The 26,687-nt window shown below is 35.2% G+C and carries 19 protein-coding genes; 16 read left to right on the top strand and 3 right to left on the bottom strand.

Annotation, left to right across the window (positions count from 1 at the left end):
- Window positions 1-346 (top strand): IS66 family transposase (locus tag BUA88_RS13440; protein ID WP_143151446.1); only part of this gene is annotated, 346 nt, incomplete at its 5' end.
- Between the two features lie 28 nt (window positions 347-374).
- Here the strand turns inward: BUA88_RS13440 and BUA88_RS13435 are convergent.
- The gene (locus tag BUA88_RS13435; RefSeq protein WP_072918913.1) at window positions 375-1,385 is read right to left on the bottom strand and encodes an acyltransferase family protein; all 1,011 of its coding nucleotides are present in this window, start codon (window positions 1,383-1,385) and stop codon (window positions 375-377) included.
- Between the two features lie 27 nt (window positions 1,386-1,412).
- Window positions 1,413-2,948 (bottom strand): lipid II flippase MurJ, encoded by a 1,536-nt coding sequence (locus BUA88_RS13430; RefSeq protein WP_072918911.1) that lies wholly within the window; start codon window positions 2,946-2,948, stop codon window positions 1,413-1,415.
- 119 nt (window positions 2,949-3,067) lie between these two features.
- Here BUA88_RS13430 and BUA88_RS13425 point away from each other — a divergent pair, with 119 nt between their 5' ends.
- The 13 genes from BUA88_RS13425 to BUA88_RS13365 all read left to right on the top strand — a co-directional run bounded on the left by BUA88_RS13425 (window position 3,068) and on the right by BUA88_RS13365 (window position 23,013).
- Window positions 3,068-4,765 (top strand): hypothetical protein, encoded by a 1,698-nt coding sequence (locus tag BUA88_RS13425; RefSeq protein ID WP_072918909.1) that lies wholly within the window; start codon window positions 3,068-3,070, stop codon window positions 4,763-4,765.
- 4 nt (window positions 4,766-4,769) lie between these two features.
- Window positions 4,770-5,804, top strand: coding sequence for a bifunctional glycosyltransferase family 2/GtrA family protein (locus BUA88_RS13420; protein ID WP_072918907.1), 1,035 nt, complete (start codon window positions 4,770-4,772; stop codon window positions 5,802-5,804).
- A 4-nt stretch (window positions 5,805-5,808) separates the two neighbouring features.
- The gene (locus BUA88_RS13415; RefSeq protein WP_072918905.1) at window positions 5,809-7,683 is read left to right on the top strand and encodes a hypothetical protein; all 1,875 of its coding nucleotides are present in this window, start codon (window positions 5,809-5,811) and stop codon (window positions 7,681-7,683) included.
- 15 nt (window positions 7,684-7,698) lie between these two features.
- Complete coding sequence (locus tag BUA88_RS13410) at window positions 7,699-9,228, top strand: ArnT family glycosyltransferase (protein ID WP_072918903.1); 1,530 nt, start codon at window positions 7,699-7,701, stop codon at window positions 9,226-9,228.
- 1 nt (window position 9,229) lies between these two features.
- Window positions 9,230-10,396: a glycosyltransferase family 4 protein gene (locus tag BUA88_RS13405; RefSeq protein ID WP_072918901.1), complete on the top strand. Its 1,167-nt coding sequence runs from the start codon at window positions 9,230-9,232 to the stop codon at window positions 10,394-10,396.
- 17 nt (window positions 10,397-10,413) lie between these two features.
- Window positions 10,414-12,666: a YfhO family protein gene (locus BUA88_RS13400; protein WP_083572532.1), complete on the top strand. Its 2,253-nt coding sequence runs from the start codon at window positions 10,414-10,416 to the stop codon at window positions 12,664-12,666.
- A gap of 1 nt (window position 12,667) precedes the next feature.
- Window positions 12,668-14,260 (top strand): glucosyltransferase domain-containing protein, encoded by a 1,593-nt coding sequence (locus BUA88_RS13395; RefSeq protein ID WP_072918898.1) that lies wholly within the window; start codon window positions 12,668-12,670, stop codon window positions 14,258-14,260.
- A 16-nt stretch (window positions 14,261-14,276) separates the two neighbouring features.
- Window positions 14,277-14,969, top strand: a complete 693-nt coding sequence (locus BUA88_RS13390; RefSeq protein WP_072918896.1) for a CDP-alcohol phosphatidyltransferase family protein — start codon at window positions 14,277-14,279, stop codon at window positions 14,967-14,969.
- 28 nt (window positions 14,970-14,997) lie between these two features.
- Window positions 14,998-16,809, top strand: a complete 1,812-nt coding sequence (locus BUA88_RS13385) for a sulfatase-like hydrolase/transferase (protein ID WP_072918894.1) — start codon at window positions 14,998-15,000, stop codon at window positions 16,807-16,809.
- 37 nt (window positions 16,810-16,846) lie between these two features.
- Window positions 16,847-17,779, top strand: coding sequence for a glycosyltransferase family 2 protein (locus BUA88_RS13380; protein ID WP_072918892.1), 933 nt, complete (start codon window positions 16,847-16,849; stop codon window positions 17,777-17,779).
- A gap of 6 nt (window positions 17,780-17,785) precedes the next feature.
- Window positions 17,786-18,913, top strand: coding sequence for an ATP-grasp domain-containing protein (locus BUA88_RS13375; RefSeq protein ID WP_072918891.1), 1,128 nt, complete (start codon window positions 17,786-17,788; stop codon window positions 18,911-18,913).
- Between the two features lie 70 nt (window positions 18,914-18,983).
- On the top strand, window positions 18,984-20,117 hold the full coding sequence (rffA, locus tag BUA88_RS13370) for a dTDP-4-amino-4,6-dideoxygalactose transaminase (RefSeq protein WP_072918889.1): 1,134 nt from the start codon (window positions 18,984-18,986) through the stop codon (window positions 20,115-20,117).
- A 19-nt stretch (window positions 20,118-20,136) separates the two neighbouring features.
- Window positions 20,137-23,013, top strand: a complete 2,877-nt coding sequence (locus BUA88_RS13365; protein ID WP_072918887.1) for a hypothetical protein — start codon at window positions 20,137-20,139, stop codon at window positions 23,011-23,013.
- Between the two features lie 46 nt (window positions 23,014-23,059).
- Here the strand turns inward: BUA88_RS13365 and BUA88_RS13360 are convergent, their stop codons facing one another.
- On the bottom strand, window positions 23,060-24,229 hold the full coding sequence (locus BUA88_RS13360) for a glycosyltransferase (protein WP_200798871.1): 1,170 nt from the start codon (window positions 24,227-24,229) through the stop codon (window positions 23,060-23,062).
- 125 nt (window positions 24,230-24,354) lie between these two features.
- On the opposite strand from BUA88_RS13360, the gene BUA88_RS13355 reads away from it, so the two are divergent.
- Window positions 24,355-25,884, top strand: coding sequence for a glycosyltransferase family protein (locus tag BUA88_RS13355; RefSeq protein ID WP_143151445.1), 1,530 nt, complete (start codon window positions 24,355-24,357; stop codon window positions 25,882-25,884).
- The gene (locus BUA88_RS13350; protein ID WP_072918882.1) at window positions 25,884-26,684 is read left to right on the top strand and encodes a glycosyltransferase family 2 protein; all 801 of its coding nucleotides are present in this window, start codon (window positions 25,884-25,886) and stop codon (window positions 26,682-26,684) included. The genes BUA88_RS13355 and BUA88_RS13350 overlap by 1 nt, the downstream gene beginning before the upstream one ends.
- Window positions 26,685-26,687: the final 3 nt, after the last annotated feature.

The raw sequence follows: 26,687 nt of genomic DNA, 5'->3' as shown, positions 1-26,687 counted from the left end.
TAAAGGATTACAGTATTCAATCAACCAGGAACAGTACCTAAGAGTCTTCCTAGAAGATGGAGAAGTTCCTATGGATAACAACGCTGCTGAGCAGTCAATCCGTGGCTTCTGCATCGGAAAGAAAAACTGGGTTATGATTGATACAATCTCTGGTGCTAAAGCAAGCGCCATTGCTTATAGCATTGCTGAAACAGCAAAAGCTAATAACCTAAAAACTTATGAGTATTTCAAACATCTTCTTACTGTAATCCCAGAACATCTGGATGATACAGATAGAAGTTTTATGGATAAACTACTTCCTTGGTCAGATGAATTTCCAAGTGAATGTAGAAAATCAGTGAAGTAATCGTCGCGCCTGCGGGCGCGGCTAAATTTTAGAAAGGTACGGATGGTTTACCGTTTACGAAAAATTTGATTATTAAAAGAGAAATGATTCTTAGTATATAACTACATAAGAATGTAATAATAAACATAACACCCCAGAACCATCTAGTGTCTACATAAAGGAATATTTCTCTTCGGCTACATACAAAGTCAAAAAGGAAAATATGTAATAAAAAGATTTCAAATGAATACTCGCCAACTTTTTTTAAGAGTGTAATAATAACTGATGTAATTCTATTCTTTTCAAAGTAGTAAGCCAATACGGAAAAAATGTAACACAAAAAAGGTGTAATAAGTACAAAAGGATACCAATACAGTGCATAATCTCTAAGATAATCATGAGCATGCTTAAAGGATAAGTAGACACATATTATCCCAATAGAAAAAGATATAATACCGGAGAGGATATGCTTAGTATTAATTTTTACATAATTATATTTTGCGATAATCATACCAATAACATAAATAGGAACTCTAGAAGCGACAATTAAAAATCGCTCATCATTCCAAAATGTGGTACTTAATATTAGTAATAATATAATTAGAATAATGGATTTTATAAGACGGTTGTCCCTAATAAATATTGCAAGGTAAGGTGTTAAAATATAACAAATGATGATACATGTTAGATACCAATTGAAGAAAACTCCAATTGAAGAAAAGCCTTGGATTGCAAATAAATTTCCAATGATAAGATTAGAACTCCATTGACCCATATGATGCTTATAGTACATCCAAAAGCAAATAAAAGGTAAGTATACAGGAGCTAATCTAAATATTCTTCGTTTTAAATATTCCAAAGGAGCTTCATCCCTTAGGTATGAAAAATAGCTACCTAATCCGGCTGAAAAAAGAAAAATATCTACACCGGCATAACCTATGGATTTTAGAAAATCTAAAACTGTATTATCGAAAAATAGGGCTGAATGAAAAGTCATAATCCATAGCATGGCAATACCCATCCATACAGACCTATAGGATGATAATTTCTTTATTGTCATATGTTTAGCCTCCAAATATTCATAATACTATTTCATAACATTTTTTATTCTGTTAAGTCCTTTTTCCACAACTATGTTAATTTCAGAAATATGCATGCGAGATAAAATAACAATGTATAAAGTGAGTCCTAAAATTGCGGAACTAATGAATATTAAAATAGCATTGCTAATAAAATATTTAATACAAATAATCAACAATATGAGTAGTATACATCCAGGAACTTGCTTCAATAGTGTAGGAATAAACTGTACCAATGTGTAGTCGGGCATATATTTCTTTAGTATTAAAGAATTAATCACAAAGTTCACAGTAAGGAAAATAGAACTAGCTAATGTGACACCCATGATTCCGATATACCGTGAAAGAACAATACTGAATAATACATTACAAGCTACAGCAAAGAATCCTGTGTACATTGGCCCTTTCGTATCTTTAAAAGCATAGAGTCCACGAGAGGCTATATCTCTTACTCCAGCACTAATGAATCCTACAGCATATCCGATAAGAGCTGCACTGGTCATCATTAAAGAATTCTCATCGAATCTTCCACGAAGAAATACAATTGAAACAATCTCTTTAGCACACATGCAAGTAATAATTGATATTGGTGCCATAATGCAAATCATGGCATTTACTGCTGAAGTCATAGTTTCTGAAAGCTTTTTGGTGTTTCCTTCAGCGGCATAATTTGAAAAGTTTACGTAAAGTACATCTACAACATTATTTACAATTACATTGATAACAAGATCTTCAAGCACTATAGCATAGGCAAGTGCTGTAGCATTGCCTTCTCCCAGGCTGGAAGAAATCGAACCATCTACAATCTTATTAATCTGAAATACAGAATTTCCAATGAAAACAGGTAGTGCAGCAGTAAGTATTACCTTCAGTTCTGGAACATCCCTGAATCGTACAAAAGAAAAATTAACATATCGTCTGCCGCGTAAAAACAGCAATGTGATAAACAATATGTAGCTAATATATTGAGCAATAACAAGTGATGTAACAGCCTGAGTGCTATATAAAAGCACACAACAAGCGATGGTAACAGAACTTGTGAAAAATGATTCAGTACGACTGACTACGAAGTCCTTATTTGAATCCATTAATGCTGTACCTATCATAGTGAAGATAGAGAATACAAACAAAGGATAACAAATATATAGGTAATGCCTAAGCATTTCTGTCTCACTAGGAGTGTATGTAGGACCTAATATTTTTGCTATAACAGGTGTAAGCATGTACACAAGCAAAAGAATAAAAGGCGCTATTGGAAGCATGAACTCCAAACAAGCACAAATAAGTTTTGACGCTGCCTCTTTTCCTTTTTGTATAAGTGTATGTGTGTAAATGCTAACCATGGATATGGAAATAGCACGTACTAATGCTGATGTCATGGTACCTACAAAGGTAAAAGCTAGATTATAGGCGTCAGTTTCTGCGGTAGTTCCAAAATAGTATGCAATAACCGATTGCTTGACGAAGCCCAGTAATTTAAAACTTAATGTCATGCAGGCTATAAGAATAGTGGTGGTAAGCACACTTTTATTTTTCTTAGTCATATAAAAAACCTTTCAATCTGTTCTCAAATATAGAGATTATACATCTTTATAGTGGCATAAGCAAAGCAAATAGTATAGAATAAATTTGAATTTGTGTGCGTAAAACAGGGAGAAAAATAATGACAGAATTGGTAGACGGAAAAAGAAGACTGTTTAGGGTAATACTTGGATTAGTAGTTTTGATTGGCTCCTTTGTAGTCATACGTGAAGGATTTTATATGGATGAAGCAGGCTTGCTCTCTACCTACAAGCCGGTCTTCCAGGGAGAGAGACTCTTCATAGACATATGGGGAGAGCTACAGCTAGGAGGATTACTAACATATCCACTATTTGCATTGTATTATTATGCTTTAGAGCCGTTGCTTACTTCAATGGGAATAGGGTTCGTACTATATACACGTATCTGCTACCAGGTTGTACGCCTTCTTATTTCCATATATCTATATTTTACAATCAGAAAAACAGAATACAAAGATGGAGCATTCATTGCAGCCTTAACATATTACGCATTTTTTGTATCATTTAAGAACTTTTCATACAAATCAATGTGTGATTTTGCTGTCGTTTTATTCTTCTGTTGGGCTTTTAGATATTTACAAACAAAGAACGTATGGTTCTTTGTTTTAATGGGATTGTCTACAAGCGTTGCAATTTTGGCTTATGCGACGATGATAATCTTTCCATTCTTCTTTGTAATATTCATGATTGTCATGACACAAAGAGGATATGAGTTAGTAAAGCCAATCATTATATATAGTGTTACATGTTTTATTTGTGGTGGGCTAGTCCTTGTTTATTTGCAGCTTACTGCTGGAATACAGAATATAATCCCACAGCTTCTTTATGTTGAAGATCAGGCATATGGAGAACCAGCTTATATTAGAATGGGAAAGATGCTTCTTTCTTATTTATTCTTTTTCGGTGTAGCATATGCTCCAATAGTAGTACTACAAGTTCTTAGTATTTGGAGAAATATTGAATATAGAACTATTCAGATAGTGTTATCTGTTTACTGGATACTATTCATGGGAGCAATAATTTTTGCCAGATTTAATAGTGTTAGCAATGCAAGATTAATCTATGGATGCTTAGTGATATTCTTCTGGTTCCCTTATTTTGTAAATAAGAAGGAGAAGACACAATATACTCAAGTCGGAAGCTATAAAAAGCTAGAGTATGATGATAGAGCTTCTTTGAATTTGATATTTGTTTTCTCGTTAGTTATCCAGTTAATATGGGCTATATCAACAAATCAGGAGATTTCCATCCCTGGGCACATGTGTTTTTATGTTGTTGTTGCTCTTCTTATGATGATAGAAAAAGAGTTTGATGGCTTAAGACTACTAGAGATGGCAGTAATGGCATGTACATTATTCTTCAGCTTGATATGGATGGCTGAGGGGGACGGAGGCTATAATGATATCTTCGAGCCACGTACATATGTAACATATGGAGCTTATAGCGGAATAGCCTTATCAGAGTATGATTATAAGAATAATGAAGACTGCTATAATTTGGTAACAAATTATATTACAGACGAAGACAGATTATTCGTATTACACGGATATAGTTATAGTGCTTATCTTAACTGCAATGCTCATCAGGGCCCAGGCCCATATGCTCGTGCTGGAGCAGGACAGAATAGAGTATTACAGTATTGGGAAATTAACCCTGAAGATTTGCCAGACTACATAATGATGAATCCACAAAATAAATATTATTTTGAATTTGTTGATGGGGATACTGCAAAATACATTTCTGAGAACTATAAAACCACTGTTGCAACAGAGGGAGACTTTATTTTATTAGCAAGGTAATATTATGAAAAAACAATTGATTATTATACCAGCTTACCAGCCATTGGAGAGTCTGGTGCCACTTACAAAAGATATCTTTGATTATTTTGAAAATGTTCTTGTTATAGATGATGGCGGTGGAGAAAAATACGCCCACATCTTTACACAGCTTAAGGATATGGGAGCTATTATTGTTACCCATGCCATTAATCAGGGAAAGGGCAGAGCTCTTAAGAGCGCTATTAACTACTGCCTTCTTAATCCAGAGATTGCAAAAGCAGGTGTTATTACAGTAGATGCAGATGGTCAGCACAGACCAGCAGATATTGTAAAGGTTGCTGAGGCAATGGAGCAGCATCCTGATGATGTTGTATTAGGCTGTCGCGAATTCGACGTGGACAATGTTCCATGGAAGAGCCGCATGGGAAATGGTATTTCTCGTAAGGTTTACAAGTGGACTTGCGGTATTGATGTTACTGATACTCAGACAGGTCTTAGAGGATTGCCTTATTCGTTCCTTGAGATAGCAGCTCGTTGTGATGGTGAGAAGTACGAATACGAGACAAATATGCTTCTCGACATCAAGACAAATAAGGTTAATATCACAGAGGTTACAATCCAAACAGTATACGAGAACAATAATGAGTCATCACATTTTAATCCAGTGAGAGATTCAATTCGTATTTACAGTATTATTTTAAAGTATTCATTTGCGTCACTGTTCTCAGCACTTATTGATTACATCATTTTCATCATTGCACACGCTTGTGGAGCAAAGATTATGATGGCTACATACATTGCCAGAGCGTGCTCATGTCTTATCAATTTCACATTGAATAAGAATGTGGTATTCCAGGGCAAGGGTAACAGTGCAGTACAGCTTGCAAAATATCTTGTGCTTGTAGTGATTTCGGGAACTATCTCAGGATGGTCAGTTACTCACTTATCAGCACTACTTCCTATGGTTGCGCCTGTAATCATCAAGGTGCCAGTAGAGATAATTCTTTATTTATTTAACTACACAGTTCAGAGAACCTTAATCTTTAGCGATAAGGAGTAGGTAAATGCTTTCTATTATTTTATTTATTTTGATAATATCCGCATTTGCGGTCATGGCATGTTTTAGATTTGACAGAGCTTTCGAGGAAGCTCTGCCTATTTCTTCCATGGGAATTATATTGACATTATTTTTATTTGGCATGATTAACATATTGCAGGTAGGTGCAATTGTTATTTGTGCCTTAGCTTTTTTTATGTACGTATTTACGATATGGCATATTATAAAGCATCATGATGCAGAATCTATTAAGAAGGGACTATTAAATCTTATTACACCAGGCTCTGTAGTTTTCGCTATCTTAGCAGGTTTACTGGCTTACTGGAACAAAGGCAGACTTGCTATGACCACCGATGAGTTCTCTCACTGGTTAGATACAGTAGTCATCATGGCCAGAATGGATGATTTCGGAACTGCACCTAATTCCACTGCAGTATTCCCTTCTTATCCACCTGCTATGTCATTATTCCAATATCTACTAGAAAAGGTAAACATGGTTTGCACCGGAGGCTTCGCTGAGTGGAAGACTTATTATGCCTATCAGCTTCTTGTAGTAATCATTATGCTTCCATTCATTAAGGTGAAGGAGAGCGGGATTGTAAGAAAGGCAGCTGGCGTTATTTTATGGCTTGTCGCTTTGATAGCACCACTTTATTTCTTTAAGGATATGTATGGGTCACTTTATATCGATCCATTCCTTGGCGTAATGGGAGGATGTGGACTTGCTGCAATAGCACTCAGAAGAAATAAGGATTTATTCTACGAAATATATATCACCATGCTTTGTGCTACATTGGTCTTAGCTAAGGATGTGGGAATATATTTGGCAATGTTTATTGGCTTATATTATGTAATCGACTACGTTTCAGCTAAGCAGGTAGACAATAAGATGAAAAAGCTTTTGGGGCTTTGTCCAATAGCAGCAATGCTTGTAGCTAAAATGTTATGGAAACTTGAGCTTAGAGTTTCACACACACACCAGAAGTTCAGCGCACCATTTGACGTAAAAGGTACTATTGCTACTATCCAGGGTCATGGTAGTGAGTTCTATACATCTGTTTATAATGCCTTTAGAGAGGCTATTACATACAGATACATTTACTATGAGCGATTAGGATTCAATTACGTTTCCATAATGACACTAATGACAATAGCCTTTATCCTTTTCAATCATAGGCTATACAGAAATGGTAGAGTAGGAAAGGCAACAGCTATCGCTGGTGCAATCATTCCTAGTGTCACAGTTATATTCTATATTCTGTCGCTGTTTCCACTTTATGTGTCACGTTTCTCAGAGGAAGAGGCATCATATCTTGCTTCCTTTGACAGATACTGTGGAATAGTATTTTTAACAGGCCTGTTATACGGAATATGGCTTTTAAGAGATGCTATCTGTAGCATGTCCAGCAAGGTGTTAATGATTATCATTTCAGTATTGTTCGTGGCTAGTGTATGTCACAGCAAAACTGACACATTAAAGGCATATACATCCAGACATACGGTAGAGGTTTCAAAAGAATACCGAAGCCTTATTAATATCCTGTCGGATAAGATTAATAGAAACACTGAAGAAGAATGTTCAATCTTATTGGTTGGAGATGATGCAGATGTGCCATATAACCCTATACTAGCTACAATTTCAAAGCCAAGAAGTATTACCTTTAGTGATATATATATTTCAAGTTCAGTTGATGAATCTGGAATTTCGTTAAATGATTTTAAAGAGCTACTGGCTTCTAATTATGATTATGTTGCTATATATCGAGTGACAGAAAACTTAGACACAACATATTCAGATGTTTTTGTGAATAAGGAGGATATTAGAAGTCTTTCACTATATCTAGTTGATAAAGCAACAGGTATGTTGAAACTTGTAGAGTAATATTAGGAGTAAAAAATGTTTGAGAAAGTAAGCAAATATATAAATAAATATAAACTGGTTTCAGTTATAGTTATTGGTTGTGTGCTCAGACTGGCATATATTGGGCGAATACCTGGAGAGTACAACTATTTTTTGGATGAGTCATTCTCTGCATATGAAGCATATTCTATGTTGAATTATGGAATTGATTCTCATGGCTATCACAATCCAATATATCTAGAATCATGGGGAAGTGGTATGAGTGCGGTGCAATGCTACATCCAAATGTTGTTTATTAAAATATTAGGATTTAGGCCTGTTGCAGTGCGGTTACCACAAGCATTGCTGGCGTGTATAACACTAGTTTTTATTTATTTGTTGATGAAGGAAATAGCTGAAGAAAAAATAGCTTTCTGGGCAACATTTATTTTTGCTATCTCACCATGGCATTTGATAATGAGTCGCTGGGGATTGGATTGTAATTTCTTCATAGGTTTTGTGACAATTGCAATGTATCTCCTGATTACATCTAGAAATGTATTATGGAAAACTATTCTTGCGGCTATTTTTATGGGGATAACGTTGTATAGCTATGCGTCTCCATGGATTGTAATGCCTTTTTTAGTATATGGTACTATTCTTTTTCTTTATCTGAAGAAAGAGATTACAATAAAATCTATATTGATATATACAATCGTTCTAGCAGTTGTTTCATTTCCATTATTTCTGTTTATAGCTATCAATATGGGCTTTATAGAAGAAATACGTACAAACATAATATCAATACCAAAACTTGGATATTTTAGGAGTGATGATGTTAAACCATCAATTGAAAATATTAAAAGAATGCTGTCATTTTTCTGGACACAATACGATTATGTGACACATGATTCTGTTCCAAAATACGGCATTTATTTCAAAATTTCTAATATTTTTTTGGTTATTGGTTTAATAAAAGAAGTGATTAAAAGAAGCAAACGTGCAGTAATTATGTGGATATGGCTTGCATGTGGATTTGTCATGGGTTGCTTTATAGTTGCAAATTTTGAGAGACTAAATATATTGTTCATACCGTTGTTCTTTTTTGTTGCATCAGGAATTAATTGTACGATTGGATTATGTAAAAAATGGAAGATTGCTGCAACAATTATTATGGTGTTGCTTTATTCTATAAATGGTATCATGTTTGCGAAATTCTATTTTATAGATTACAATGCATCTATTTTTAATATATTACCAAATGGAGTACAGGAAGTATTAATATTTGCCCAAAACTATGAAGGTACAATACATATTCAAGATATAAGGCATCCTAGAGTGCTATGTTATACGCAGTATCCCGTAGATAAATATGTTGAAACAGTAGTTTATGAGGACGAACATGCAAAATTCCTTCAGCCGAAAAGTTTCGAAGGATATGATTTTACAGAATATATTCATGATGATGCTATTAAAGGTGATGTATATATTTGTTCAGTAGAAAATGATGAGGCTGTAGCTTGGTTAGCGGAGCACGATATGTCATGTGCACAATTCGGTAAGTTCTATTTAGGAGTGGCAAACTAAAATGAGTATTAATAAAAAAATTGTTCATATCAGTTTGAATAGCTTATTCACAGATGGATGGTCTTATCAGGATCAGCAGCTTTCAAAGTACCATAAAAAAATGGGAATGGAAGTTACTGACATTACATCTCATTGGATTAATGATGATAAGGGAAATGTTATTTGGGATGAGCGAGATGAATATGTGAACGATGATGGTGTAAAGGTAATCCGCTTAAAAATGCAGGGTAAGGATGAGTTCACAAAGAAGCTCAAGCGCTTCGAAGGACTTATGGCTGCATTGGAAAAAGAAAAACCAGACATTCTTTTTTTACATAGTGTGAGTTTTCAGGACACTACCGTAATAGTAGATTATGTAAAGAAGCATCCAGATGTGGTGGTTTATGCCGATAATCATGCTGATTTTTCCAACTCAGCTACAAATTGGATTTCGAAAAATATTCTTCATAAAATTGTGTGGAAGCATTATGCAAGAAAGCTGATACCATACGTTACAAAATTCTATGGAGTAATGCCTGCAAGAGTGGATTTTTTGAAGAATATATACGGTCTTCCAGAGGATAAATTGGAGCTTTTAGTTATGGGTGTAGATGACGATGATGTCCCAAAAGCTCTCTCTCAGGAAACAAGACGAGAGATCAGAAATAAGTACGGCATAGCGGATGATGATATCCTTATTATAACTGGTGGAAAGATTGATATGGCTAAGCGCCAGACAGTTACCCTTATGAAGGTTATCAATAAGATGGCTAACCCAAAGATAAAGCTTATTGTTTTTGGCTCAGTAGTTGATGAGCTTAGGGATGCAGTTAATGCAGAAATAAGTGACAACTGTCAGTATATTGGTTGGATTGATTCCAATAGAACACTTGAATATTATGGCAGTGCAGACTTGGTTGTCTTTCCAGGACGACATTCCGTATTCTGGGAGCAGGTAGTTGGCATAGGAAAGCCTATGATTTGTAAATATTGGGACGGTACCACTCATGTAGATTTAGGTGGTAATGTTAAGTTCCTTTATGAGGATACAGAAGAAGAACTGGAAAAAGTAATTACAACAGTTCTCAATTCACCTGAAGTATACAACAATATGAAACAGATTGCTGAGACTAAGGGAATGAAGACATTTTCTTATAGCCAGATTGCAAAGCAGAGTATGGGCTTATAGTATAAGGATTTAATGTGATGAAAGTAAAAGAATGGATTAAACGAGATTACGTTCAATCATTTTTAATATGTTTTATGATAGCTTGCCTTGCTTTATTACCATTGGTAATAAAGGGCAAGGGTTTTTTTGTGTTAACAAATGATTTTAATGATCAACAGATACCATTTACTATAGGTCTTCATAAAGATTTGTTAGACGGTGGTTTTAGCGGATTTAGCTGGGATGTGGATTTAGGAACATCTACGATTCAAGCATACAGCTTTTACGAATTAGGCGGACCATTTTTCTGGTTAAGTATGCTATTTCCAGCTAATGCTTTTCCTTATATAGTGGCATGGTTATTTATGCTGAAGTTTGCTTTTGCCGGAGTAACATCTTGCCTGTACTTACGAAGGTTTGTTAATGAGAGCAAGTGGGCTGTGCTTGGATCAGTGCTTTATGCATTTTCAGGCTTCTCGATAATTAACATGCTTTTCTATCACTTCCATGATGCTATAGTGTTTTTCCCACTAATGCTAATTGGATTAGAGATTTTTAAAGAAAAGAACGATTGTAGATTCTTCGTATTTACGATATTTCTAAATTGCTTTATTAACTATTTCTTCTTTATAGGAGAGGTGGTATTTTTAGTAATCTATTACCTCTTTAGATTTGCAAGCAAAGATATCAAGACATTAGTTACAGATATATTTAAATGCATTGGATGTGGAGTGTTAGGTGTAGCCATGGCTGCATTTATGTTTATTCCTAACATATTGTTCGTTACTGGAAATCCTAGAACAGGTCAGTTTAGTGGATTCCTTTCCATGCTTAAGACTACTCTTCCTGATTATATGTATATTCTGAAGAGTTTATTGCTACCTGCTGAGACTATGACATCTGTTAGTGTAATATCGGAGCAGAATTTTTCAAGTCATGGTATGTATATGCCACTGTTTGGTCTGGTTCTAGTGCTAGCATACATTATCAAAAAGAGAGACTGGCTTTCAAGAATAATAATCTTTTGTACAGTGGCAAGCTTTATACCATTACTTAGTGATTTGTTTTATATGTATAGTGCCGCGCAGATGAGATGGTGGTATATGTTCTCACTGATGGTTGCCCTTGCATCTGTAATGATGTTAGAAGAACCAGATGTAAAGGCTACAAAGACCGGAACAATCATATACATAGCTGCTATAGCAGTTTTTGTAATAGCTATTAATATACTAAACGTATTAAACGCACAGGGAAATACATGGATTCTTCGTGGAGTAAGATTCTATACACTTGTAGCGCTAGCAATTATTGGTGCGCTAGTAACAAACTATATTGTTTCAAAACAAAACATTAGTTATAAAAACGTATTTACGAATGTGTGCATAGTATCATTAGGTCTTATGCTTTGCACCACTTATATTTATAAGACTTGCGACTGGATGGGATATCAGGCTTATAAGCAGAAGTACGATATCGCTAAGGAACTGGAACTCCCTAGTCAGCAGTACAGACTTAACAATACAATGAACCTTATTAGCATGGAAGCTCATGTAGCAGGATTTACAAATCAGACTTCCACAAATGCTAACAGTATTATAGAGTTTGAAGATTTATTTGATTATTACCATAATGTGGCAGGTATGCCAAAGAATGATATTCCTGGACTGGCAGCCCTTCTCGGAGGTAAATATTACCTTATGTATGAGGAAAGTGCAGGAACAGTTGTAGATGAGTATGATACGGATTTAAGTAAGGCATATTTGATGGAGACCGGCGCTTGCCCAATAGGCTTTGCCGTGGATTCATATATAACACTGGATGAGTTAAAGAGCCTTCCAGTTAATCAGCGTGCTATTGCCCTTATGGATAGCGCAGTCTTAGCTGAAGATGATATTACAGAAGAAATTAAAACTGACTTAGTAGAAACAAAAGCTGGTGATATTAATTTTGAAAAGTCTATAGATGAGTATGTGGTGGATAATACATATGGATCTGTTCTTGGTTTTACAAAGGATGGCCATGGTATGAAATGTGTAACAGGCTATGATAAGGATACATATGTATATTTTAGTGTTCCATATGATGAAGGATGGACAGCCACAATTGATGGCATAAAAACAGATATTATTAAATCCGGTGGCATGATGCTTATAAAGGTACCATCAGGAAATCATAATATAGAGTTTAGCTACTGTACGCCAGGTTTGAAATTAGGACTTATAGTGGCAGCCATAGGATGGATTTCATTTATCGGAATGATTATCATATTTAAGAAAAAGAAGGGACAATAAGATGAACGTAACAAGTACCATTGAAGGGAAAATTAAAGAATTCATAGGTCGTCTAACTGAGACTCAGAAGTATGTATTCTTTTCAGTGATAGTCTTTGGATTGTTTGCGCATGGATTTGCATTGTTTAACAGACTTTCAGTTCATGATAATAGCCACTGTCTGTTTTCACTTGGAGCTTCATATGAAGTAAACAGATGGGGCCTTGGTATTCTATACAGATTGATGGTATATACCACTAAGACATTTTCCCTTCCACTATTTAACGGCTTTATGTCAATAGTATTTATTGGAATCGCAGGCATGATTCTAATGGATATTTTTGAAATAAAGTCAAAGCTTATAGCAACTATTATCGGTGGATTGATGGTTGTTTTTCCAATGGTAACAAGTGTATTTTCATTTATGTTTACCAGCTGGCCATATTTCATGGGATTGGTATTCGCTTTTCAGGCTGCAAGAGTACTTATAAAGGAATTATCTGTTAAGAATGTTTTTATAAGTTCTCTTTGGTTAGCACTTACACTTAGTATTTATCAGGCATATCTAGGAGTAGTTGTAACACTGTTTCTTCTTAAGATGCTTTTAGATGTAATAGATGGTAAGACAGAGTCAGTAGCTAAATACGCAATAGCTGGTGTCAGTGATTTGATTGAGCTTGGCCTGGGACTTGGAATTTGGGCAGTGATTTCAAAGATATTTATTAAGATTAAGCATATTACTCCTAACGATTATAAGGGCTGGACTGAGCCATATAATATTGCAAAGTTTCCAAAGGTATTTGCTAATGCGATTAAGAATTTTCTGACATTTAGAATGGAAGGAATTAACGCCCTTAGATACTTAAGAATGTTGACATTACTTATCTTCATCCTATCTGTAGTAATGATAGTAATGTTACTTATAAAATCTCAGGCTAAGTTGGTAGTAAAGCTTTCATCTATTGTTGGAGCTGTTCTTATTCCAGTAGCCATGATGGTTGTATATCTTTTATCAACCAGTGATATGTTTGCAGTGACTACACTTATGATTTATGCAGAAGTGTTTGTGTTCATCATTCCTTTGATTTTAATAGAAAGATTCGAAGAATTCGAAAACGCTATAGCAAACAAGGCGGCACAACTTATAGCATTTATTATGATAATTTGCACATCAGTTGTAACACTGGGTTATGTTTATTTGGATAACGCAGCTTATAACAAGGCTGCTATTTTTCAGGAGCAGGCTGTAGTGTACATGACAGCGCTTATTGCAAATATAAAAGCGACCCCAGGATTCTCTGATGACATGGATATTGTATTTGTTGGATTTAATAACGTGGAAGATTCTACAATCAATGAGGTAGCAGAAAAGGAAGAATTAGATGGTATTCAGCTTGAAAAGTATTATAATTCTTTAGAAGAGATGATAAATTATGGCGTAAATGTTCAGTTTATGAGAGATCATCTTGGAATAGGAAATGAAAAGATAATTATAGATGAGGAAAATGAAGTATCGGAACTGCCAGAAGTTAAAGCTATGCCTACATACCCAAATGAAGGCGGAATAGCTATCATTGATAATAAAGTGATAGTTAAAATGGGTGAAGAAAACTAATAAGAGAGGGAATGTTATGATTGGAGTTTATGATTACACAGTAATATTGACATACTTATCAACTATTTCTGGTGTGGTAGGTATTATTGTTACAATGACAGGTATTGGCCATCCATATTGTGGAACATTATTCCTGATGATTTCAGGATTACTTGATGGTTTTGATGGAAAAGTCGCTCGTACAAAAAAAGACAGAACAGAGATGGAAAAGGAATTTGGAATTCAGATTGATTCCCTTTCTGATTTAATATGTTTTGGTGTACTTCCAGCATCTATTGGTATTGCACAGTTAAGAGTTAGTGGTATTTTGACAGATCTTGGAAGAAAAGCTGAAAGACCAGATCACTATTCTATGATTTTGCTTTTAATTACAATTGCAGCAGCATATGTTTTAGCGGCCCTTATTCGCTTGGCATATTTTAATGCTACTTCTGATGAACGCGCAGAGGAAGCTCAGATAAAAGGAAAGTCATATTTTACAGGATTACCTGTTACTACAGCAGCGTTAATCTTTCCGCTGGTTTTGGTCTTACATTGGTTTCTTGAAGCTGATTTAACTATTTTCTATTTTTGGCTTATGTTAATTATATCGCTATTATTTGTAGGTAACTTCAAGGTTCCGAAGCCAAATAAGAAGCAGTTTATGATTATTCTGGTTATAGGTTTTGTAGAACTATTAGCTACTTTATATATTTTGTTCATCGCATAGTCGTGGCTAGATTTAGGGAGGATAGATTTTGTTTTACTTTTTAACAGCTATATTGGTTATATTGTTTGCAGCATTTAGCTACTTAAGAAACACTTGGCCAGAGGTTTCTTATTCGGAATTATTATTTCATTTGAAGACATCATTTGATGGAACGGATCCTCAGATGATATATTCTGCATTACTTCATTATGCGTTTCCAGCAGTTATTGCTATTGTTGTTATATTTATTATTATGCATATAATAAAAATCAAGCACAGAAAGCTATATAGAATAATAGCAACTGCAATTGTATTTGTATTATTTGTATCAAACGCTGTAAGTGTATATTCTTTTAACAAGAAAACACGCGTTTTTAGCGATTTTATTTCCGATGTTTTGGATACAAATAAAAGTGACTTTATAGGTAAAGAATATGTTGATCCTTCCACTGTATCCATAAAGTTTCCAGAGACAAAAAGGAATTTGATATATATATATTTGGAATCGATGGAAGTATCGTTTTCAGATGTTTCAAATGGAGGAGCTTTTTCAGATAATTACATTCCTAATTTAACAGAATTGGCAAAAAAATATGAGGATTTTTCAGGTAATGATGATTCTCTTGAGGGTGGAGTATCTCTTCCAGGTACAAACTGGACAACGGCAGCATTGTTTGCTGAAACAAGTGGATTACCATTAGATTTACCTGTTCACGAAGGTTCAATTACTAATCCGGAACAGTTTTTCCCAACTATTACAACAATGGGAGATATTTTGGAAAAAGAAGGCTACAAGAATGTAGTTGAAATGGGCTCATCTGCTGGTTTTGGCGGATTAAGTGCATACTATAAGGGACATGGTAATTATGATATTCATGATTATGACTACGCCATTGCAAATGGGCTTATCCCTGAAGATTACTATGTAGCATGGGGATATGAAGATGAAAAGCTTTTTGAATTTGCCAAGAGTGAAATCACAGATTTAGCAAAGAGTGGACAGCCATTTAACTATACTATGTTTACAATGGACACACATGCAACTGATGGTTATGCTTGTCGACTTTGCGGAAATGAATTTGGAGACAATCAGTATGCGAATGTATTGACATGCTCTGATAGACAGGTAACAGCATTTGTAGATTGGATTCAGCAGCAGGATTTTTATAATAACACTACAATAGTTATTTCCGGTGATCATCCTACAATGGCAGCTCAATTTGCTAGTAATATACCTGAGGATTATCAAAGAAAGACATATACATGTATTATTAATGCGATTCCTGTAAGTGAAGATAATACTCACAAGGAGTTTTCTACATTAGATTTGTTTCCAACTATTTTAGCAGCTTTGGGCGCAGAAATGTCCTCTGACAGATTGGGTTGTGGAACTAATCTTTATAGTCCTAAACAGACAATAATAGAGGAATTTGGTAAGGAATATTGTATAACAGAGTTTTCTAAAAATTCATCATTTGTAGAGTCGTTAATTAATAACACAGTTGATGAAGATGTAATGAAATTTGCGCAAGATAATGCGTATCTGGAAGTTGCTGAAGAAGAGGATGGCGGCACACGTTTTAGATTGGTTCAGGCTGATAGCCTTAACTATACAAAAATTCGTGAATTGAAGCTTATTGTACATGACCACACCACAAATCAGGATTTTGAATATGAGCTGGAACGAGAAGTGGCACGTTCTGGTTGGAAGGGGGTAAATCATTCTGATTTCCCATTTGCTAATATTCAGAATGTGGATTGTGAAATTTATATATCAATAGATGATTTTGATAATTATTTATTTAAAAAGGTACCGGCAGATGAATTAGGAATGTGGGACCTTAGATGGGACTTTGATTAAAGTAGATTATAAGAAGTTTTGAAAAGAGGATTTATAAATGGTTTTTTCGGCTGTAATACCAGTGTATGGATGCAGGGCTGCACTACCAGAGCTTCATAGAAGATTAACAGAGACTTTGTCTTCTATGACAAATGAATATGAGATTGTTCTTGTAAACGATAACTGTCCAGAAAATTCATGGGAAGTGATTGAGGAACTCTGCGCAAAGGATCCACATGTTAAGGGAATAGAATTGTCCAGAAATTTTGGACAAATGAATGCTATGCTTGCAGGTCTAGATAATTGTACAGGAGACTGGGTAATAGTGATGGACTGCGATTTACAGGATCGACCTGAAGAAATACCTAGATTATATGCAAAGGCACAAGAAGGTTATGACGTAGTGTTTGCTAGAAGAGCAGAAAGACAGGATTCAAAAATCAAAATCTTTTGGTCAAATCTTTTTTATAAGGTTTATAACTTTGCTACAGATGGAAATTATGATGGAGCATTATGTAATTTTTCAGTTATAAATAGAAAAGTAATTGACGCGTATTGTGGAATGAACGAGCAGTATCGTGATTACGTAATGTATATTAAGTGGCTGGGATTTCGTTCTACAGCACTTGATGTTGAACATAATGCCAGATTTGAGGGAGAAAGCTCTTATACTTTCAAAAGAAGAATGAATATGGCAATAGAGCTACTCACATCACAGTCAGATAAAATGCTGAAGCTTGTTGTGGGATTGGGATTTGGAATGACACTTCTGTCATTTATAGCTATAATTGTAATAATTATTCAGTATTTTCTTGTTGATGTAGATCCTGGCTGGACAAGTATTGTGGCATCAAATTTCCTTATTGGAGGACTAGTTATTCTTACAATAGGAATGGTGGGACTTTATGTTGGAAATATATTTGTACAGACTAAAGACAGACCTAAATATGTCATTAGACAAATCATTAATGACGATAAAGATGAGAGGTAAGGTTTTTTGGAGAAATTAGCTATTATTGGAGCATCATATTTGCAGGTGCCATTGATTAATAAGGCAAAAGAACTTGGATATGAAACTCATGTTTTTGCATGGGCTGCAGGAGATGTTGGAGAGAGTCTTGCAGACTATTTTTATCCAATCAGTATAGTTGAGAAGGAGCAGATTTTAGAGAAGTGCAAGGAAATCGGTATTGACGGAATCTGCACAATAGCTTCAGATCTTGCCACTGTTGCGGTAAATTATGTAGCGCATCATATGGGATTAAATGGAAATAGCCTTGAGGCTACTGAAAAGTCTACGAATAAATTGGCTATGAGAAATGCTTTTTTAGAGAATGGAGATCCTTCTCCGAAATTTAAAATGGTACGTTCAAAAGAAGACTACGCTGATATAGATTTTGAATTTCCAGTTATTGTTAAGCCTCTTGATAGATCAGGAAGCCGAGGTATTACAGAGGTTAAATCTGCATCAGAATTGGATGCAGCAGTAGAGGCAGCAAAGGAAGTTGGTTTCGAAAAGTGTGCGCTTATTGAAGAATTTGCTACAGGTACTGAATATAGTATTGAGAGCGTCAGCTACAAGGGTGAGCATACATTACTTGCTATTACTAGAAAATATACAACAGGTGCACCTCATTTCATTGAGACAGCACACTGTGAGCCAGCAGATTTGACTCCAGAGATGGAAGAAAAGGTTAAAAACGTTGTTTTTCATGCACTAGATACTCTTGAGATAAAGAATAGCGCGTCTCATTCTGAACTGAAGATAGACGCTGATGGAAATATTCGTATTATCGAAATTGGTGGAAGAATGGGTGGAGACTGCATAGGTAGCAGTCTTGTTGAGTTATCGACGGGAGTTGATTTCGTAAAGGCGGTTATTGACATTGCTGTTGATAAAAAGCCAGATGTTACTTCTACAAAAAAGGAGAATGCAATAATTCGTTATGTGTTTAGTCAAGAAGATAAGACTCTTATGGAACAGGCAATAAAGAATATGCCGGATGCTGTTATAAAATATGAAATAATGGATAGCTTAGATGGAGAAATAACAGATAGTTCTACACGTTATGGATATTTCATTATGCATGATAAAGACGGCAAAATAAGAAAATACTTACCATAAAAGTTTGATTTTGTTTGTCAAAGGGTATAGTATAGGTTGAACAATAAAAAAGATTAGAGGAGGAATTATTATGATTTCTTTTAACGTACCTCCAGTAATAGGAACAGAGGAAAAATATATAAAGGATGCTATTTCTAAGCATAAGATTTGCGGAGATGGTGAGTACACAAAGAAATGTAATGCATGGTTTGAGGAGAATACAGGTTCTCCAAAGGTTCTGCTTACCACATCGTGTACTCATGCTACAGAGATGGCAGCTCTTCTTTGTGATATACAGCCAGGGGACGAGGTTATTATGCCATCGTTTACGTTTGTTTCTACTGCAGATGCATTTGTTCTTAGAGGAGCAAAAGTTGTCTTTGTAGATATTCGTCCAGATACTATGAACATTGACGAAAATAAAATCGAGGCTGCTATAACAGATAAGACAAAGGCTATAGTCCCAGTTCATTATGCAGGTGTTTCTTGCGAAATGGATAAGATTATGGATATTGCCAGACGTCATAATCTTTGGGTAGTAGAGGATGCTGCCCAGGGTGTAATGAGTAAGTATAATGGTAAGCCTCTTGGTACAATAGGAGATTTCGGGTGCTACAGCTTCCATGAGACAAAGAATTACTCTATGGGAGAAGGCGGTGCTCTTCTTATCAAGAATGAGGATTTAATTGAGCAGGCTGAGATTATTCGTGAAAAGGGTACAAACCGTGCAAAGTTCTTTAGAGGACAGATTGATAAATATACATGGGTAGATGCTGGTTCTTCATATCTTCCATCGGAGCTTAATGCAGCATATTTATACGGTCAGTTAGAGCAGGCAGATAAGATTTTTGATGACAGAATGAATTCATGGAATGAGTATTATGACGGTTTAAAGGAGCTTGCTGATGCAGGAAAGATTGAGCTTCCAGTTATTCCAGAAGGCTGCGAACATAATGCTCATATGTTTTATCTTAAGTGTAAGGATTTGGAGGAGCGTACAAATCTTATTAATTATGCTAAAGATAATGGCGTGCAGATGGTATTCCATTACATTCCACTTCATTCAGCACCTGCTGGAAAGAAGTATGGTAGATTCGATGGAGAAGATATCTACACTACAAAAGAGAGCGAGAGACTTGTTAGATTACCATTGTATTATGGTCTTTCTAAGGAAGACAGGACAAAGGTAATTGAGACAGTGAAATCATTTTATAAAACAAAATAATAAATAAAAGGGGTATTCCATGAATCAGGTTAAGAATGCAGAAAGAAAGAGACTTATTTTCTTTGTAGGAATGCTTATTTTGGGAGCAATTTGTATTCTTGGATATTTGGCGTTTACTGGTAATACAAATCAGACGTTCACCGATGTAGTAATAGAACATACTGCTGGTGATGGAAGTAATAAAAGCGCAGAAAAGAATCTTTTCTATTTATTCTCAATTATAGGTGCCGTGGTTTATGGAATCTACTTTACTGTTAGAAAACTAGGACAAAGTATCGATTCTTTAAAGCAATTTAAGGGACGAAGCTTTGTCCTTATTGCTTTATTGGTGTCGTTATGTACGAACCTTATTTTGTATAAAAAACTAAGCGTCATCGTGTTGGCTGCATTGATATTAGTTGCATTTCTTAGTGTTATAAATGAGGCCAATACAGTTCATGGAATTTCGTTTATGTTCCTATCCATTTATGGAATATGTGGACTTTATAGATTGGCGGTCTTTTTTGGAGTTAATAGAGCGATATCCATTAATGTCATTGCAGTAGTAGCACTTATTATTTCATTGGCTATAGGCGTTATAAACAAGGATTCAAAGATTTATTTGAGAGGGATGCTTGTTTCTCAGCTTTTGATTCCATTTGCATTGCTTGTATTTATAGCTTCAAAATATACTTACAATGGAGAAATTGTAAGTATACACATGCCAAAAAGAATTCTAGTATTAGTGGTGGCTATCATAGCCGGTTTTGTAGCTGAGGCTATTTATAAAATTAAAAATAATTGGGCTGAACCTAAAAGTCTGCAGAATATTTTAAGCTTTGGTGCATGTGTATCTATCATGTCATTTAATAGATTTAGCGGTTCGGGCTCAATTATGCCTACAGATTTACATCATTACTATGAGAACGTGATTGGTTACTCACAGATTTTTGAGTTGGGTCAAAAGCCATTCTCAGAGTATATTCCTGTATCTGGAATGTATTCTGTTTTGCATGGAGCATTTTTTGCATTCTTTGGACATGGGCTTGCTACATTTTATTTTGTGTCGGCAAACATGTTTTATCTTGCAGTCATCTTCGTAATAGTATTCTTGCTTCGTAAGCAGTTAAGTGCTGAATGGGTATTGCTGATTTCTGTATTGTTTTTGGTTACAGACTATAATCGAATCACTTTGATTGTACCAGTCATATTGCTATTAACTTGGCCTAAGACTATCGAGAATAGAAACTTATGGTTGAAAGCATGGTTCTTAACCAGCTTTATACATGGATTATATTATCCTGTGTTTGGAGCTGCGGTTTGTATGGGATTCTTGCCAATGGGTATCTGGCAGATATATAGATATGCTAAGAACGGAGAATTGGCAAACGATATTAAAAAGCCTGGGTTCTGGGGCTGGTGGATTGTATGTTTCATACCTGTTTTAGCGGGCATTCCTTTGTTGCTTGGAACATTAAAGCACATGCTTGCAATGGGCTCTCAAACAATATATGCGGACGGAATTAACAGATTTGGTCAGATTATTCCAGATGGCTTTATGTCTTATATATCAAACCTTCCTTTTAAGCTGGCTGTATATTATATCCTTACATATACCGTGCTCATAAGTATTGTGTGGCTTTCAGTAGCGTTGTTTTTATACAATGGAAAAGTCAACAAAAGCATGGAGACAGCACTTATATCATTATCTGTAGGCTTGATGTTTTTAGTGGCTTTCAGCTATACAGTCGTAAGATTTGATTATTATGATATCTATTCTAGAAGTGATGGAATAGTAAAAGCAGCTTTTGTTGTTTTGATTGTTTTGGTAAGTAAAATGGTCAAAGAACACAGAGGCAATGCCCATTGGATATTCGCATTTGCGATAATAATTCTTTCAGTGGTATCAGCAGAGGGATTTCTACAGATAGATTCCAATGAAAAATTACAATCCAGCTATGCTGTTCCAGAAAGCTGTGTTTACGTGGCAGACTATAAACCTCGTCTTGGCGAAGGCTTTATAGAAGCTGATACATATGATTACGTAATGAGAACCAGCGACTATATGGACACACTGGATAAGAACCAGTCCTATATGGGAATCGTAGATAGCTTTGGACTATTCTATCTATGTGACATGAAGGGCGACTCCGTAATGGAGGTTTTGAATACAATAAAGGGTTATGGTGCAGTAGAGGAGACAGTAGATTATCTACGTAGAAACGATACTATCGTTGGACTTAATGTCAGTCCATTCTATAACTATTATTTTTATCATTGGCTTCTTACTTCTGGTGACTACATTTTTGATAACAATGCCAGATTGTTTATTCCAAATGCAGGACAATTATCTCAGGAAGAAGTCTTAGCTAATAATAAGAATATAAGTCTTCCGTTGGATTATCAGGGAGAGAATATAGGTAAAGAATCGGGATCATTTGGTAAATCCATAGAGACTCTTTCTAAAATATTTACAGAGAATCAGACAGGATATGAGATGTCAGATGAGGGCAATTCCGTAAGTATTCAGTTTGCTGAACCAATTAACGGTAATGATGCCGACTTTGCCTACATAGAGTTTGAAAGCCTTCCAAATGATGTTCAGTATATTCTTTATGATTTCCATAATCCACTCGTGCAGGATGCAGAATCATTTGGTCCACTAAAAGGCCTTTTGAAAAGACAGTACAATAGTGGAATGAAGGTTGTTGTGTCTTGGATAAATGATAATGGTGAAGAATGTTCACAGTCTTGTGAGATGGATGAGGGTAAATTGTTATTACCTCTAGGTTCCAGACGAGGATGGTTATTGAACACTATTTCAGATATTACTATCAAAGTGATGCAGGATGATAAGGAGATAGAAGTTCCTGAAATTAAAGAAATCAAGTTTTTAAAACTTAGAGAAGTAGAGTAAAAAATAAACCTTTGGCCAGTGATATGCAGACCAAAGGTTTTCTTAGTTACAAAATCTTTTCGTATATTTTCATATAAGATTCTATTGCTGCATCGTTAGAAATAGAATCGTTCACTGCAGAAGACTGCAATGATGGAATCAAAGATAATACGTCAAAAATAGCTTTAGCAGATTTCTCATTTAGAACGATTCCATATAGTTTAGCACTTTCTGCACTGCCGCCGGTGTCATATGTAATAACAGGTGTACCACAGGCTATTGCTTCTATATTTGTTGTAGGATAATTGTCTTCATAGGTGGCATTAACAAAAACATAAGCTGCAGAATATAGCTTAACTAAATCATCTACAGAATTCGTATGCTCAATACCTACTATGTTGGCAGGAAGTTGTTCTATCTGTTTTTTGCTAAGACCAACTAAAACAATGGCGTAAGAATCATCTATTAATCTAGACAGTTCTATAAAATCTGAAAGACCTTTTCGTCTATCCCATACAGCGGCTACGCCGAGAATTATTTTCTTGCCTTCTAAATTAAGCTGCTGAAGGATGTTGCTTGTGGTTGGCTTGAAAGTATTAGTATCAATGCCGTTATGTATGGTCTGAATAGTATATTCGCCCATGTAGGATTGCCTTACTAAAGCCTCTAGCCAATTTGATGGAGTGACTATTGAAAGGTCTGGAATGTTCGTAAATAAGCTTTGCTTAAGCTTAAAATTCTTTGCAGATCTATCGGCGCCCCAACGAACAGGATATACACCATTTTGAGGGCAAGAGCCACATCCGGTTTTCCAACGACAGCAATCTTCATAATTAAAATACATGCAATGACCAGTGAAGCTCCAGCAATCATGCATGGTCCATATGATTTTCTTTCCACAAGTCTTCAGATAATCAAATAGAACTGGATAATTTATATAGTATCCGTGGAGGTTATGAAGATGAATTACATCAGGGTCATATTCCTTTACCCATTTGATAAATTCAGCTGTGGCAGATTTACTTCCAAGCCCCATGGCATCAAATAATCTGGTCTTTACACCATGTATCTTAACATCTAAATCAGTTCCAACACGGACTGCCATGGATTGGAACTGAGGTGGGACATTTTCTCTACCGTATGCAATTTTAACCTGATGGCCCTGCTTTTCTAATTGAATGGCTAGATCTGTACAGATTCTGCCAGTGCTTCGAATACCGCAGACCACGTTAATCATTAATATTTTCATAGTAAATATAATATCACTATTTAATTAAGAAAAGGAAATAAGTTTATTCATTTCAATAAGGAAACCAATAGTGTATAATCTAATATGTATTAGTCTGCGAAAGGCAAATTGTAATGAAAGAATTAGAAAGAATATTAATAAAGATATTTATAATAATAGCAGGGGTAATGTTTATGGGTCTTACTCTTACCTCTTTTTTTATAAGCTATATTAACACTGATTTACGTGATGAACACGTTTATAGAATTAATGATAATTTGATTCTAAATGTTGTTGCTATAGCGATAATATTTACAGGCATGGTTTTTGCCAAAACCAAACTAGAGCATGTAAAGAATAAAATTAATATCAATGTTTTGGCGATATTACTTTCATTTACTAGCATAGGATTAAGTATTCTTTGGGTACTTGGAAGTGGTACAGAAGTACAGGCTGATCAATGGAAAATATGTCAGGCGGCAGCTGATTTCAACAAAGGGAATTATCAGTGGCTTGAAAAGGGAGAGTATGTTGCAGAATGTCCACATCAGTTAGGAATAATTACTCTTATTAGAATTATTTTTTTTGTATTTGGTGAATGGAACTATCTGCCATTTCAGATTCTATCCTGTATTTCAGTTGGTCTAATAATTTATTTCATATATAGATTTGCATTGGAAATAACAGATAATTGGACCGTTTCTTTTATCGCATTGTTGTTGGCATTTTTATGTTTGCCATTATATTTTTATACTCCATTTGTTTACGGTGAATTGTTATCGATAGCATTATCTCTGATAGTACTTTTTTTGTATGCGAGACTAATGAAAGCATATAGGCATAGCGATTTAGTTACTCTTTTGACCATGACTACAATGATGCTCTTAGTAAGAAAGAACACTATAATTATTCTAGTGGCAATCTTAGGCGTATCATTTGTAAAGCTTATTACGAACCATAGAAAAAGGAATATCGCTATAATCCTAGCGGTTGTTATGGGCATACTATTAAAGTCAGTTTTTATTTCAGCTTTATATGATTCCCATATTCCAGAGGATGCAACAGAGATACCATCTAGCCTTTATGTTGCAATGGGAACAAACAACAACGACAATCATTCTGGATGGTTTAATGGCTTACATCATGCAATTTTTGAGGCAAATGAATTTGATCCAGTGCCATCATCGGAACAGGGAAAGCAAATAGTATCTGAATTTTTGAAACTATGTGTGCAACATCCTGTTGGAGGTGCAAAATTCTATTTTAGAAAGATTGCGACCCAGTGGTCCGCACCTATGTATCAGTGTATTGTTATGAACAACAATGTTACTGGTAATCAATCAGCACTTGCCAGGTTTATATATTTTGATGACAAAGCATGGAAGCTGATGGATGGATATATGAATATATATCAGCTACTACTTTATATATCAATTACAGTGGCACTGTTCATCATGTGGAATAGGAATAAAAAATTAGAGCTATATACAGGTCTTATAGCAGTATATGGTGGATTTTTATTTTCAATTATATGGGAAGCTAAGACCAGATATGTATTTCCATATATGTTAATTATGATTCCTTATATGGCATATGGGATCTATTTATTGACTAATAAGATAGATGGCCTTGTTAAGGCGCATCTTAGCAGAAAGGGAAGATAATGGATAACAAAATATTACTTTTTATACCTATGTACAACTGTGAAAAGCAGATTGTACGTGTACTTGGACAGCTTACTGATGAGGTTTGCTCATATCTGTCTGAGGTAATTGTTATTAATAACAGAAGTACAGATAATGGTGAGCAGGTAGTACAGGATTATCTTAAAGAGCACAATCTTCCAGTAAAGGTTTCACTCTTTAGAAATGATGAAAACTACGGTCTTGGTGGTTCTCAGAAGATGGCATTCAACTATGCTGCGCAGAACAACTTTGATTATGTTCTTATGCTTCACGGTGATGACCAGGGAGATATTTCAAACATGCTTCCATATTTCAAGAACAAGGAATATGAGAACTATGATTGCTTCCTTGGCGCACGCTTTATGAAGGGCTCACAGCTTCAGGGCTACTCAAAGTTTAGAACATTTGGAAATGTTGTTTACAATACATTGTTTGCTATTGGATGCGGTTGTAAGGTTTATGATCTTGGTTCAGGCTTAAATATGTACAAGGTTGATATCCTTAGAGATAAGTTCTATTTGAAGTATAAGGATAATCTCATGTTTAATTACTGTATGGTAATGGGACAGGCATACTATAAGTATAAGGTAAAATTCTTCCCTATCATCTGGCGTGAAGATGACCAGGTATCAAACGTTAAGATGGTAAATCAGGCTATGGTAGTGTTAAAAATGCTTGGTTCATATATAATAAACAAGAAGAAGTTTATTGAGGGAGAACACAGAGATAAAATCGTAGAGGATTATACTGCACAGGTGATTTATAGTAATCAGCAGTAGTGG

Source organism: Pseudobutyrivibrio xylanivorans DSM 14809, assembly GCF_900141825.1.
Lineage (GTDB): Bacteria > Bacillota > Clostridia > Lachnospirales > Lachnospiraceae > Pseudobutyrivibrio > Pseudobutyrivibrio xylanivorans.
The sequence above is the reverse complement of the archived record's forward strand: the minus strand, read 5'-3'. Positions and strand labels throughout refer to the sequence as shown.

Coding starts and splice junctions, on each gene's coding strand:
- BUA88_RS13435 (WP_072918913.1), bottom strand. CDS start 1,385: ATGACAATAAAGAAATTATCATCCTATAGGTCTGTATGGATGGGTATT.
- BUA88_RS13430 (WP_072918911.1), bottom strand. CDS start 2,948: ATGACTAAGAAAAATAAAAGTGTGCTTACCACCACTATTCTTATAGCC.
- BUA88_RS13425 (WP_072918909.1), top strand. CDS start 3,068: ATGACAGAATTGGTAGACGGAAAAAGAAGACTGTTTAGGGTAATACTT.
- BUA88_RS13420 (WP_072918907.1), top strand. CDS start 4,770: ATGAAAAAACAATTGATTATTATACCAGCTTACCAGCCATTGGAGAGT.
- BUA88_RS13415 (WP_072918905.1), top strand. CDS start 5,809: ATGCTTTCTATTATTTTATTTATTTTGATAATATCCGCATTTGCGGTC.
- BUA88_RS13410 (WP_072918903.1), top strand. CDS start 7,699: ATGTTTGAGAAAGTAAGCAAATATATAAATAAATATAAACTGGTTTCA.
- BUA88_RS13405 (WP_072918901.1), top strand. CDS start 9,230: ATGAGTATTAATAAAAAAATTGTTCATATCAGTTTGAATAGCTTATTC.
- BUA88_RS13400 (WP_083572532.1), top strand. CDS start 10,414: ATGAAAGTAAAAGAATGGATTAAACGAGATTACGTTCAATCATTTTTA.
- BUA88_RS13395 (WP_072918898.1), top strand. CDS start 12,668: ATGAACGTAACAAGTACCATTGAAGGGAAAATTAAAGAATTCATAGGT.
- BUA88_RS13390 (WP_072918896.1), top strand. CDS start 14,277: ATGATTGGAGTTTATGATTACACAGTAATATTGACATACTTATCAACT.
- BUA88_RS13380 (WP_072918892.1), top strand. CDS start 16,847: ATGGTTTTTTCGGCTGTAATACCAGTGTATGGATGCAGGGCTGCACTA.
- rffA (WP_072918889.1), top strand. CDS start 18,984: ATGATTTCTTTTAACGTACCTCCAGTAATAGGAACAGAGGAAAAATAT.
- BUA88_RS13365 (WP_072918887.1), top strand. CDS start 20,137: ATGAATCAGGTTAAGAATGCAGAAAGAAAGAGACTTATTTTCTTTGTA.
- BUA88_RS13360 (WP_200798871.1), bottom strand. CDS start 24,229: ATGATTAACGTGGTCTGCGGTATTCGAAGCACTGGCAGAATCTGTACA.
- BUA88_RS13355 (WP_143151445.1), top strand. CDS start 24,355: ATGAAAGAATTAGAAAGAATATTAATAAAGATATTTATAATAATAGCA.
- BUA88_RS13350 (WP_072918882.1), top strand. CDS start 25,884: ATGGATAACAAAATATTACTTTTTATACCTATGTACAACTGTGAAAAG.